Source organism: Pedobacter namyangjuensis (genome assembly GCF_003313325.1).
Taxonomy (GTDB): domain Bacteria; phylum Bacteroidota; class Bacteroidia; order Sphingobacteriales; family Sphingobacteriaceae; genus Pedobacter; species Pedobacter namyangjuensis.
Map to the genome: position 1 here is coordinate 742,907 of NZ_QMHQ01000003.1, position 13,218 is coordinate 756,124.

Below are 13,218 nucleotides of genomic sequence, written 5' to 3' on the forward strand. Positions count from 1 at the left end.
GTGTATCTATTAATTAACTGAATTATTTTCTTGAGTTTCGTTAGTCGTATTACCAGAATTCTGATTTACACCTAAATTGTCTGTCTGCGCTTTTTGAGCTTCTTCGGTTTCCTTTTTAAAAGTTTCCCATTCGCTTTTACGCTGATTTCTGAAAATAAGACTAATACCTACTGCTACTATTGCCAAAGGCCACAGCTTATAAATTTTCCAGATATTAAAAAACTCTGGCAATACATCGAACTGTTTCAAAAGAAAATACACACCTAAAAGCAGTAAAACTAAACCGCCAATGGTTCTTCCGGTATCATTACCTTGCTGTTTCTGACTAAAATTATTCATATCGGTTTGGTTAAAATCTGGACCCGCATTCGGCGTATTCCATTTGGTTTGTGGTTCGTTTTGCTGTGTAAAAGGATCGGCTGGATTAGAAAAACCACCCCCGAAATTGTTCTTTTTAAAATAATCGTTAAAGTGGTTGTATTTGGCAGTTAAATCATTATTTACTGGAACAACTATCCACAAAATAATATATACTAATGCCCCAGAAGTAGGAATAAAAATAGTAGAAAGTACAAAAAGCAATCTTACCACCGTTACATCCGTTTGCATGTAATCTGCCAAACCAGATGCCACTCCTGCAACTACTTTATCGTGTTCGTTTCTGTGCAATCTCTTTTCCATAAAAAATCTCCTTCTCTAATTAATACTTAAAAATTTAAAGGCTTTAAAACTATTTCATCAACATTTACGCCTTTACTTAAATTCAAAATGCTAAACAACGAATCTGCAATATCTTCTGGTTGTACAAACTTGTTAGGGTCTATTTCTGTTTCGCCCCACGATGATGTTAATGTAGCCCCGGGCAATATTGCCGTAACCTTTACTTGATATTGCGCTAGTTCTTTTCGCAATACATTATTAAGACTTAACATCGCTGCTTTTGTTACACTATAACTACCAGCATTATCTGCAGGCGCTAAACTTGCTACCGAGCAAATGTTAAAAATATGGCCTGTATTATTCAATTGCATTGATTTACCTATTGTCTTGCTCATTAAATAAGTTGCGTTAATGTTTACACCCTGTTGCAATTCAAAACTTTCGGTCTCTTCATCTAACAATAAACCTGGTATAAAAACACCTGCATTATTTACCAAAACATCAATTTTATTAAATGATGAAAGCGAGAATTCGGCAAATGCCAGAACATCAGCTTTGCTACTTAAATCCGTTGGTTTAACAAATATTTTTACCCCGTAAGTTTCTAACTCTTTTTGCAGTTCTACCAAATCTGCAGCGGTTCTTGCGCAAAGCGATAAGTTATATCCACTTTGTGCCAACTTTATTGCTATTGCTTTACCAATTCCTTTTGTGGCAGCTGTAATTATTGCATTCATGTTTTTAAATTATTTGAGCAAAAAACGGTGTTTATAATAACAAACAATAATATTTTTTAATAAATACACAATGGCAGAACTTTTTTTGTTGTTTCTTTGTATATTAATGTGTTTACCTTCCAGCTAATTTCAAATAAATGAATTTTACCAATTTTGGCAAGTATATACTGTTATTAAAATCAGTATTCAGACGACCAGAAAAAACAAAAATATACGTAAAGGCTATCTTTCAGCAGATGGATTTTATCGGCGTAGGTTCGCTAGGATTAATCAGTATCATATCCACATTTATTGGTGCGGTAATGACTTTACAAATTGCCTTCCAGCTTGTTAGCGATTTAATTCCGAAAACAATTATTGGTTCTGTTAATAGAGATTCGAGCATTTTAGAGCTAAGCCCAACTATTAGTGCAATTGTATTGGCAGGTAAAATTGGATCGGCAATCTCATCAGAAATTGGCACAATGCGTGTTTCTGAGCAGATTGATGCTTTAGAAATTATGGGTATTAATGCGCCGGGATATCTTATTTTACCTAAAATATTGGCGGGTATTACCATGGTACCAGTGTTGGTTATCATTTCTATGGTTTTAAGTATCGGTGGTGGTTATTTGGGTGGTACGCTTTCTGGTGCGGTTACGGCATCAGAGTACATTCAAGGTATTACAACAGATTTTAATCCATATACGATTGTAGTTGCCTTAACCAAAGCTTTCGTTTTTGGCTTCATTATTACATCTGTACCGGCTTACGAAGGTTTTTATGTAAAAGGTGGTGCTTTAGAAGTTGCGCAGGCAAGTACAAGGGCAGTTGTTGTTAGCTGTATTAGTATTTTAGCTTGCGATTACCTTATAACCCAGTTATTATTATGATCGAGATTAAAGACATCCATAAATCGTTTGGCGATAACGCGGTTTTAAAAGGAATTTCTGGAAAGTTTGAAGAAGGTGTTACCAATTTAATTATTGGTGGTTCTGGTTCTGGAAAAACAACTTTGCTAAAGTGCATGATTGGTTTGCACCACCCTGAACAAGGGCACGTTTATTATGACGGACGAGAGTTTACCCAGTTAAATTTCGAGGAGCGTATTGAAATAAGAAAAGAAATCGGAATGCTTTTTCAAGGCTCGGCACTTTTTGATTCGATGACAGTTGAAGAGAATATTATGTTTCCGCTGAACATGTTCACAACCCAAAGCAAAGCTGAGAAATTAGACCGAGTTAATTTTTGCTTGGAGCGTGTAAACCTACCTGGGAAAAATAAATTATTTCCGGCAGAGCTTTCTGGTGGTATGAAAAAACGTGTTGGTATTGCTCGTGCCATTGCTATGAACCCAAAATATTTGTTTTGTGATGAGCCGAACTCTGGCTTAGATCCAAAAACTTCTATTGTAATTGACGAACTGATTAAAGAAATTACTGAAGAATATAAAACCACAACAATTGTGGTTACCCACGATATGAACTCGGTAATGGGTATTGGAGATTATATTATGTTTTTGTACGAAGGAAAAAAATTCTGGGAAGGCTCTAACAAGGAGATTTCAAAAACGGATATTGCAGAGTTAAACGATTTCGTTTTCGCGAGTAGATTTATGAAAGCTGCCAAAGGAAAATTTTAGTCGCATACCTATTTAATTTTACGGGTATTCGATTTTTAAATAATTAATTATCTTTGTGTATGACTACGGCCACAAAAAACATCATTCATAAATTAGAAACCTTGCCAAAAGAATTGGTAACCGAGGTTGAAGATTGTATTGATTTTTTAAAGGCGAAATATTCTAAAAAACAATTGCCCGAAAACACCAAAGTTGAAGAACCTAGAGCATTATACGGAGCGGCGAAAGGATTATTTATTATCCCAGAAGATTTCAATGAACCTTTGGATGATTTTAAAGAATATTCGTAATGCGATTTTTAGTCGATACACATATTTTTCTTTTTTTGATTAATGCTGTGACGAAAAACTAGACAAAAGTATTATAAAGGATATCGAAAATCCTGCAAATAATATAAATTTAAGTGTAGCTAGCTTATGGGAAATTATTGTAAAATAAACATTGGAAAATTGCCAATAACAAGAAATGTAAGTGAGTTGTATCAGCTTTTAGATAAGAACAATATTTCTATACTAAACATACAAAAACAACATTGCATATTTATTTAACACTACTACTAATCCATAAAGATCCTTTGATAGATTGATTATCTCACAAGCAATTGCTGATGATTTAACTTTAATCACTGACGATCAACACATTAAAAACTACCCAAATCTGAAAATTTTTAAATGATACAACTTCTAACCCCTACACACTGGAAAGACTACGAATTATTAGATTGTGGTGATTTTGAAAAACTAGAACGTTTCGGCAACTTAGTTTTGTCTCGCCCAGAGCCACAGGCAGTTTGGAAAAAAGTATTATCTGCGCAAGAGTGGAAAAAAAGAACGCACATAAATTTTAAAGGTCGTTCTGCAACTTCTGGAGAATGGTTAAAAGTTGATAAAAATACGCCAGATCGCTGGAATGTAAATTATAAAAACGATGATATTAGTATTAATTTACGTTTGGGCTTAACCTCTTTTAAACACGTTGGCGTTTTTCCGGAGCAGGCTGTAAACTGGGATTATATTTCATCATCCATCAAAAAATTTAAAACCCCATCGCCAAAGGTCTTAAACTTATTTGCATATACCGGAGCTGCATCTTTGGTTGCTAAAGCTGCAGGTGCAGATACCACTCACGTAGATTCGATTAAACAAGTGGTAAATTGGGCAAACGAAAACCAAGAACTATCTAAATTAAAAGATGTACGTTGGGTAGTTGAAGATGCACTTAAGTTTGTAAAAAGAGAGTTAAAGCGTGGCAAAAAATATAATGGTATCATCTTAGATCCACCTGCTTTTGGTCATGGTCCAAATGGCGAAAAATGGAAACTGGAAGACCATATACAAGAAATGATGCAAGATGTTGTTCAATTGCTTGACGAAAATGAACACTTCTTAATTTTAAACACCTATTCTTTAGGCTTCTCGTCGGTTATTGTAGAAAACCTAATTAAAACATCTTTTCCTCAAGTACAGAATTTAGAAACCGGTGAGTTGTTTTTGCAAGCTACTTCTGGCGTAAAATTGCCCTTGGGCGTTTTCGGCAAATTTAGAACCTATTAGGGTTTAAAATATTTATTGATTTGTAATAAGCCATCGATTAGTTTCGGTGGCTTATTTTTTTCAATTTGTTTTGAAAAGCAATAACAGTAAAGTTATTAACGTTATTCGGGCTAACCGTTTTAATCTTTTGTCCTTCGACAAGCGCAGGATTACAAAAGGATTTTCACTTATATCCCGTTTGTAAAAATCTGTCTCTAATACTATTTGGGGTTGTTATACGCCCAGACCTAAATAATTGTAAAGACCTGATTTTGTAAACCCGATTGACGTGGAAAGCTTTCAATGTCAGTTTGAGCTTGTCGAAAACTAATTGAAACTTGTAACATAAAGCGGGGCTAGCGTTGTTTTTATTGCAGGTTTTGCTTTTCTTATATTTAAAAAACACAAAGCTTATAAAAAGAGAGACCTCCAAATCCTTGGAGGCCCTACTCTTAACAAAACAAACTATAAACTTATATTATCCTTGCTTAATCAACTTGTACTCGATAACTGGTTTACCACGAGTACCACCATCATTAGAGATGAAACTGTTGAATTTCAATTTGTAAACATTTCCTGAGCCATCTTTTACAACATAAAAACGATCTGTTTTAACTCCCAGTGGAGTTCCTGATGTGATTCTCCAATTTCCAGCAATTACATCACGTTCTGATTTAAATGTAACTGTTGCCAGGTTTGATTCTTTAAAATCGGCATAACTAATCGTATTTGTTAACACTTCCGCAGCCTGCGCTCCCGCTAAAAAATTTAAAATAACGAAGTCAGAAAATGTATATGGAATTGTAGCAGATGCTTTATAAGTTGATAATGACCATTGAATATCCCAGTCGGACTTTTGCGGCTCTACATTAACTGCCCCATTAACAAATGATATTGCTTTAAAGTTGTAATTAGAATCTTTTGTAATGGTTAATGTTTTAAAAGATGTTTCGTTGATTTTGGCATATTGCAACGTATATCCATTTCCAGCACGTAATACACGCACCTTTTGCCAACCTCTATTTCCGGTTACTCCTGATGAACCACGATTTACAATATATACTTTATTGTTAGCATCAGTAGCTGATACTTCTTTGATAACAGTGTTACTCAAATAAATGGCTTTAGAGCCTTCAACGGCATCAACTAAACTAAAACCTCCAGCTCCTTGACCTATTGCTAAAGCAGCAGAAGTTGCAAGTGTAATTGTATCTTGAGCCGTCACCTGGTTCAGATCGGTTTTATCTAACGCAATTGCGGTTGCACCAACAGAATGATTTAAAATAACTCTATATTCATCGCCATTGTAAAATCCTAAATCCCATGAAGTTCTATCTACAGAAACTTGTTTGTCAGTACTAAAATCTACGAAAACACTATTACCTGCTGAAGGACCGGCCTCTGCTCCAATTAATCCGTTTAAAGTTAACGTACTACCATCAGAAGGTGGTACCACAACAACAGGTTCGCTATCTTTTTTACAAGCTGTAAAGGTTACCGCTAAAAATGCTACGGCAAAAATTGAGTTAAATTTATTCATCTTATTTTTTGATTTATTTTAATTATTAGTTTTTATTCCAATTGAAGATTAAGCCTAATACGTAAGAACGTCCGTAACTATAGGGCACACTTGCGCCGCCTGTACTATGCGCACCACCACTTGCGGTAGATGTATTGGTTAACTGCGTTACATCAAACAGGTTTTTTACACCTGCATTAATCGTAAAGTGCTTATAAATATTTTTGTTAAGCATTAAATCTGCCCAGCTAAATGCGCCTATTTTAACTAGGTTAGCCGTTTGCACACCACCTGAAGTAGTAACTTGGTAACCCGGTCTGTTGCCAGTGTATTTGTAGAAGAAACTTATGCTACCATTTATTTTTGGGATGTTGTAAGTTGCATTTCCGTTTAGCTCTGGTGCCCACATAAACTCAGGCACATCTAAAGTTGGTTCTTCAATTAGTCTATTGTATCTACCGATGTAAGAAAAGCCCACATTAACTTGTAAATTTTGAAGGATAAAAGTATTGTCGATAGTACCGCCTACAGTTTTATATCTCGAAACATTGATTAAAGTTGTAACCGTCGGTTGCAACGGATCCATACCGTAATCTATCCTATCTTTAAATACATTGTAAAAACCAGTGGCTGTGCTTCTAAATTGCATATCGTCTTTCTGTATGCCGGCCCAAACTAACGATGCATTAAAGCTGTTGGATTGCTCTGCCTTAAGATTTTCGTTACCCATTATAGCGTGACTTGCGTCAAAGAAATCGTAATAGAGTTCTCTTAAAGCTGGTGCCCTAAAACCTCTGGCATACGATAAGCGAAGGTCAAAGTTTTTAGATAAACCGAATTTTGTATTTAAAGATGGAATAATTGCCGGAGCATCGTAAACAGAGTTTTTGATAAACCTTACGCCAGGGCGAATATTAATTCTATCCATAGGTCTAATCTCAGATGAGGCAAAAAATGCGTAATCATTAATTACTGGCTTACCTTTTATACGTTGCCCACTTGCAGCATCTCTATTGTACTCGAAACCGGGTTGTATAGTTACCATTTTGCTCGCAAAATACTGTGCGGTTATTCTTACGATCGTTGCGTTAAATTTTGCAACATCTTGCTCGCCCGCATCAGCAGTAAGTTGCTCCGTATTGTTGGTATAATCGTGTATAACGGTTTTTGTAGCTCTTTGTAAATCTGTATAACCGGCAACGCCCGTTACGTCCAACTTTTTAGAAAATCTATATTCTGATTGTATTTGTTGCGTATAACGATTGGTGGTATAAGTTTGTAATTTACCCCTGTAGTTATTCGGGTTAATACCGAAACGAGAATCGATATCTTCTTTTAATCCATCTAAACGATACCAAATATTAAACCTATCATTTCTGTAGCCGATTTTAGTATTCCCTAAAAATTGTTCTTTTGGTTTCCAACGGTTTGTAACTGAGTTTACCTCGTCAATAGTTGCCGTTTTTGATGCCAAATTCCAGCCTCCAAATTCATTGTGACTAAAACCGACTAAAGCATTCCAACCTTTATTTTGCCAGCTAGCGCTAATATTTTGATTATGAACTCCTGCCCCACTAAGTGCTGCATATTCATCGCCTGCTGTTTCTTCCTGCACACGAGCAGATATGTTTAATAGTGACTTTCCTGCATTTTTGGTAATGATATTAATTACCCCCGCCAATGCATCTGTCCCGTAAACCACAGAAACCGGACCTTCAACGATTTCAATTCGTTCTACGGTGTTTATATCTATTTGGTTTAAACTCTCCCTGCTATCAGATCTATCAACTACTGGCACACCATCTAAAAGAATTTTAATATTTCTTCCGCTCATTCCCATCAATTCAACGTCGGTAGTACCCAACGTTAAATCGTTATTAAAACGAAAACCTAATTCAGTATTCAAAACCTGTTGTACATTAGTTGCGCCTCTTAGTCTTATCTTTTCGGCACTAATTGTTCGTACATTGTAAACCGAATTTTTCATAGACTGTGGTCCATACTGTGCGGTAACTACAACCTCCTTAAGCTCATAAGATTTCTCTTTCAAAGTGATGGTTGGAATAGATAACTGATTCTGCCCAACTTCTATATTCTGCTCTAAAGTTGATAAGCCCGACTTAATAATTATTTGTTTGCTTCCTGCGGAAGAGGAAATCCTAAATGTTCCGTCGTTTTGCGTAAATGCCACGTTTTTAGAATCTTTTATAACGATTAGCAAGCCTGATGCTGGCAAACCATCGGCAGTTAAAACTTTGCCTGTAATGGTTAGATTTTTATTGGTGTCTTGTGCTTTTAAAGAAATGGAGACTAGCAGTAAAAAAGCAAGTAAATATAATTTCACGTCAGTTATTTAGAATGATTTCAAATAATGAGGCAATTATAACTCTTATTTAGACTAATTACAAATAAAATGAAAAATTAATGTTTAACCACTTAAAAAAGAGGATTTTTAATGTTAAGAAAGAATAGTATTATTGCAGAAGCGAATAGTTTAACAAAATTGTACTTTTGCTTTTATAAAAAATTAACCTAAAATATCTGCTAATGAAATTTACTAAAATTGCCGGTGCAGTTCTTATTGGTGTTGCAACCATAAGCACTTTCGCCTACTGCACATCCGAAGCTAAGAAAGGTACCGATGGAAAAACCGTGGCCAACGACACTACAAAAGTTGCCGAAGAGGAAAACCTACGTACTCCTGTTGATACTGCAAAATACAATCAGATAATTAAAAAGTTAGCCAACGGCGATACTACAGGCAAATGGCCGGTAAAAAACCAACCTTACCCACTTGATGGTGCAATTCTGCCGTTTAAGCGTATTGTGGTTTACTACGGAAATCTTCATTCTAAAAAAATGGGGGCTTTAGGCGAGTATGCTCCGAAGGAAATGTGGGCAAAATTAAATGCAGAAGTAAAACGTTGGGAGAAAGTAGATCCGAGTACGCCTGTGCAAGTTGGTTTACACTATATTGCAGCAGTAGCAAGTGGCACCCCAGGTAAAGATGGTAAATACATTAACAGAATGGGTAACAAGCAAATTGATTCTGTTTTAAAAATTGCTAAAATGCAACCAAACACCATTGTATTTTTAGATTTGCAAGTTGCGCTAAGTAACCTTAAAGCAGAGATTCCTCATATTCAGAAATACCTAGAATTGCCAAATGTGCATTTAGGTATCGACCCAGAATTTTCTATGAAAGATGGATCATTACCTGGTAAAAAAATTGGAACTTACGATGCAGCAGATTTAAACTATGTAACTGGTTTATTAGCAGACATGGTAAAGAAATACAACTTGCCTCCAAAAGTTTTTGTTGTGCACCGTTTTACTAAAAAAATGGTTACTAACTACCAAAGCATTAAACTGAGACCAGAAGTGCAAATTGTTATGCACATGGATGGTTGGGGCGAACCAGATTTAAAACTGGGCACATACAGACATTTTATTTTTGGAGAACCAGTTCAGTTTACCGGATTTAAATTATTTTACAAAAATGATTTGAAAAAAGCGCCGAACAGGTTAATGACACCTGAAGAGTTGATGAAACTTAAGCCAATACCAAGTTATATTCAATACCAATAATATAAACATACGCCAACAGCGTAAAAATAACGATAGAAAATCACCACTTATGCTTTTATAGGTGGTGATTTTTTATATTTAGGGTAATTATAACGGTAGAAAAACCTAAACAATTAACATGATTAACATAAAAAATAACCTGACCGCGTGTTTTGCGTTGTTGCTTGCTATTACGGCTGGCGCCCAAGAAAAAGCGAAACCAATAATTAAAGATGGCGAGGCACAAATTGTTAGTGCTTTTGAAACGCCAGACAAATGGATTCGTCATGACCTTTGGGTAGAAACTACATTTGATACAGACGGTGACGGAAAGCTAGATCGTATGCACGTAAGCGTAACCCGTCCTTTCCAAACAGAAACAGAAGGCCTTAAGCTTCCTATAATCTACGAAACCAGCCCATACTTTGCAGGTACTGCTGGCGATGTTAAAGGTTTATTCTGGGATGTGAAACACGAAGTTGGCGAAGCTACCACGGTGCCACGCGTACATCCTGAGGTAAAGCGTGTGGGTAAACGACCAATTATCTCGAACTCATTGATTAGAGAATGGGTAAGAAGAGGTTTTGTAGTTGTACATTCTTCATCGCCTGGCACAGGCCTTTCGCAAGGTTCTCCGACCGTTGGCGGTATTAACGAATCGTTAGCACCAAAAGCTGTAATAGAATGGCTATCTGGAAAAGACATCGGTTATACCACACCAGATGGAAATGAAAAAGTTAAAGCTTATTGGAGCACGGGTAAGGTGGGTATGACAGGCACCTCTTACAATGGCACGCTTCCTCTTGCTGCAGCTACAACTGGCGTTGAAGGTTTAAAAGCAATTATACCTGTTGCGCCAAATACATCTTATTATCATTATTATCGCTCTAATGGTTTAGTTAGAAATCCCGGCGGATATTTAGGTGAGGATGTGGATGTACTTTATGATTTTATTCACAGCGGTGCTGAGGACAAGAGAGCTTACAACAACAAAACTATTAGAGATGGTGAAATGGCCAAGGGTATGGACCGCATAACAGGCGATTATAACGACTTTTGGGCTGGAAGAGATTATTTAAATGCCATGAAGCCGATGAAAGCTGCCTTATTAATGTCGCACGGTTTTAACGATTGGAATGTGATGCCCGAGCATAGCTACCGTATTTATAAAGCAGCAGAAGCAAAGGGCTTGCCTGTTCAGATCTATTACCACCAACAAGGGCATGGTGGACCACCACCATTGAAAATGATGAACAGATGGTTTACCAGATTTTTGTATGATGTGGAAAATGGAGTTGAAAAGGAACCAAAAGCTTGGATTGTAAGGGAAAATCAACCTAATTCTAATCCGGTTTCTTATGCAAATTATCCAAACCCAGCTGCTAGCGACGTGAAATTATTTTTAGGTAATGGCGGAAATAATTATGGCAAACTTTCTACAGAAAAAACAACAAAACAAGCTACAGAAAAATTAAGTGACGATGTTTCATTTTCTGGTAGTGATTTGGCAAAAGCTGAAAAATCTGATCATAGGCTTTTATATGTTAGTCCAACGTTAAAAGAAGCACTTCACCTATCAGGCCTTGCAAAAATTAAAGTTAAATTGGCCAGCAGTAAACCTGCAGCAAATTTTTCGGTTTGGTTAGTAGCATTACCTTGGAGCGAAGGAAAAGAAGTGAAACTAATGGATAATGTAATTACCCGTGGTTGGGCCGATCCGCAAAACTATAAATCGTTAACCAAAAGTGCACCCTTAACTCCCGGAAAGTTCTATGAGCTAAGTTTCGACTTACAGCCAGACGATCAAATTATCCCAGCGGGAAAACAAATTGCTTTAATGATATTTTCGAGCGATAAGGAATTTACACTTTGGCCAAAAGCTGGAACCGAAATTTCGATAGATTTAAACGGATCACAACTTACATTACCCGTAGTAGGCGGTTCGAGTGCTTACGAAAAGGCTACAAAATAATAAACCTTAAATAAAAAAATGCTCCGAGAAATCTCGGAGCATTTTTTTTGAAATTAGCAGAGAATAGATAATCATCGTTTTGGCTCGATTTTTTCTTGTTTATCTGCATGAAGAAAACCTACCTACTCCTATTATTTTTTTGCTTGTCTGTTGCTAATGTAGCTTTAGCACAACAAAAAACGCCGGTAAAAAAATCAAATCCGCCAAAAATAAAACCGCCAAAAATTTATAACGTTCCACCTCCCCCACCCGTTCCAAAACAAATGGAAGTGAAAACCGTTAACCCGCCTAAACCAGATGTAAGCTATGGGCCAACAATAATGGCAGACCCTAGTGTCAGCAAATTTGAAAAAAGCATGATTTGCCAAGATTGCGACACTTTAACATTGGATGCTAACAAGCCTAGTATTATAATTTACGATGTTAAATGGATGGCAGATAGACAAAGTAGAACGTTTAGAAAACAGCCCACCGAAAAGGATTTAACAAATAACTATTTTGCATTGCAAGGACTAGGTAAGCGTGAATGGGAAGAATTGAGAAAAAATTTTCCGGAGGGAGACTTTAGTTATCATTATGTGTACAGAAGTACTTTGATAACTACACCTAACAAAAAGCAAATACTTAGCCTTTTAGACAGAGGTGAAAGGCACGAAGGTTTTCTGTACTGGAGTGGCAAAGAAAACGACAGCATAGTTAGCAAAAAAGACATGGCAAGGTTAACTGAAACTGTAGCGAGCGCTCGCGGTGAGAAAAAAACATCTTCTTATTATTCCAATTTCGCTAAAGATAGTATTGCAGTAGTTAAATTTCAGCAAACGAAAAATCCATCACCAAATTTTGCAGGCAACATGAATGTGCTTTTACAGCAGGAAATTTTTGATGAAACGATTTTGCCTGTTCAGTTTTTCAACTTTGATAAAGTGAGCAAAATAACTATTCAATCTGCTAAGGAAGCGAATAAGCAAGTTGTTTTTAAATTGAATAATAAAGGTCAGTTTGTACAGCTAAAAGAAAGAAGTGATAGTACCGTAATTACCTATAAAGATAATCTACCCTATCAAGCCATAGATCGTTACAAAAACACGATTAACTTTTGTTATCAAGGAGATACCGTTATCATTAAAGAAAAACAATATTTAAAGGTTAATAAAATGGTTGATAGAATGTTTTTTGAAGTAAAAAGATTTAATATCAGTAAGGAAAACTATGCTAATATGACTTTGAACAATGGAGCTGATATAAAACTCTCTAAAAATTCGAATTTCTGTGTAACAGAATATCAAGACGAACGGGATCTAGCCCTAAAAACTTGCTATAGCAATACCAATTGGGAACTTCCGTTAACCTTAACCAATACTCGCTCTTATGAGAATGAAAGCAACAAGTCTGAAATAACTTACAAATTAAACGACGAAAAAAATCTTGTTCTTGAAGAAATAAATAGCCGCAAGTCTACAAAACTTGAATACGTTATTACTAACGGAAAGCCGATTAGCATTAAGAGTTTTAGCAAAAGAGACAATGATGAATATGGTGAAGCATATGTACTTAACATTATATACGAATACTTTAAATAAATTAAAACCGGCCAAGAGCCGGTTTTAATT

At 36.0% G+C, this 13,218-nt stretch carries 11 protein-coding genes; 7 read left to right on the top strand and 4 right to left on the bottom strand.

Annotated elements, in window-relative coordinates; all coding sequences use genetic code 11:
- Positions 1–9 precede the first annotated feature (9 nt).
- Both DUT69_RS15110 and DUT69_RS15115 read right to left on the bottom strand, forming a co-directional pair.
- The gene (locus DUT69_RS15110; RefSeq protein WP_113654071.1) at positions 10–681 is read right to left on the bottom strand and encodes a PspC domain-containing protein; all 672 of its coding nucleotides are present in this window, start codon (positions 679–681) and stop codon (positions 10–12) included.
- A 26-nt stretch (positions 682–707) separates the two neighbouring features.
- Entirely contained in the window at positions 708–1,397 is a 690-nt protein-coding gene (locus DUT69_RS15115; protein ID WP_113654072.1) for an SDR family oxidoreductase, read from the bottom strand.
- Positions 1,398–1,534: 137 nt separating this feature from the next.
- On the opposite strand from DUT69_RS15115, the gene DUT69_RS15120 reads away from it, so the two are divergent.
- The 4 genes from DUT69_RS15120 (at position 1,535) to DUT69_RS15135 (ending at position 4,571) form a co-directional block, all read left to right on the top strand.
- Positions 1,535–2,269, top strand: a complete 735-nt coding sequence (locus tag DUT69_RS15120; protein ID WP_113654073.1) for an MlaE family ABC transporter permease — start codon at positions 1,535–1,537, stop codon at positions 2,267–2,269.
- Positions 2,266–3,018, top strand: coding sequence for an ABC transporter ATP-binding protein (locus DUT69_RS15125; protein ID WP_113654074.1), 753 nt, complete (start codon positions 2,266–2,268; stop codon positions 3,016–3,018). Before DUT69_RS15120 ends, DUT69_RS15125 begins: the two co-directional genes overlap by 4 nt.
- A gap of 59 nt (positions 3,019–3,077) precedes the next feature.
- Complete coding sequence (gene vapB, locus DUT69_RS15130; protein WP_113654075.1) at positions 3,078–3,308, top strand: type II toxin-antitoxin system VapB family antitoxin; 231 nt, start codon at positions 3,078–3,080, stop codon at positions 3,306–3,308.
- A gap of 381 nt (positions 3,309–3,689) precedes the next feature.
- Positions 3,690–4,571 (top strand): class I SAM-dependent methyltransferase, encoded by an 882-nt coding sequence (locus DUT69_RS15135; protein ID WP_113654076.1) that lies wholly within the window; start codon positions 3,690–3,692, stop codon positions 4,569–4,571.
- Positions 4,572–5,028: 457 nt separating this feature from the next.
- On the opposite strand, the gene DUT69_RS15140 is transcribed toward DUT69_RS15135, so the two are convergent.
- Positions 5,029–6,090, bottom strand: a complete 1,062-nt coding sequence (locus tag DUT69_RS15140) for an HmuY family protein (protein WP_113654077.1) — start codon at positions 6,088–6,090, stop codon at positions 5,029–5,031.
- Positions 6,091–6,115: 25 nt separating this feature from the next.
- A complete protein-coding gene (locus DUT69_RS15145) occupies positions 6,116–8,413 on the bottom strand; it encodes a TonB-dependent receptor (RefSeq protein ID WP_162796330.1) in 2,298 nt (765 codons plus the stop codon).
- A 203-nt stretch (positions 8,414–8,616) separates the two neighbouring features.
- Between DUT69_RS15145 and DUT69_RS15150 the strand changes: the two genes are divergently transcribed.
- The 3 genes from DUT69_RS15150 (at position 8,617) to DUT69_RS15160 (ending at position 13,188) form a co-directional block, all read left to right on the top strand.
- Positions 8,617–9,657: a hypothetical protein gene (locus tag DUT69_RS15150; protein ID WP_113654079.1), complete on the top strand. Its 1,041-nt coding sequence runs from the start codon at positions 8,617–8,619 to the stop codon at positions 9,655–9,657.
- A 118-nt stretch (positions 9,658–9,775) separates the two neighbouring features.
- Complete coding sequence (locus tag DUT69_RS15155; RefSeq protein ID WP_113654080.1) at positions 9,776–11,608, top strand: Xaa-Pro dipeptidyl-peptidase; 1,833 nt, start codon at positions 9,776–9,778, stop codon at positions 11,606–11,608.
- Positions 11,609–11,715: 107 nt separating this feature from the next.
- Positions 11,716–13,188, top strand: coding sequence for a hypothetical protein (locus tag DUT69_RS15160; protein ID WP_113654081.1), 1,473 nt, complete (start codon positions 11,716–11,718; stop codon positions 13,186–13,188).
- Positions 13,189–13,218 lie beyond the last annotated feature (30 nt).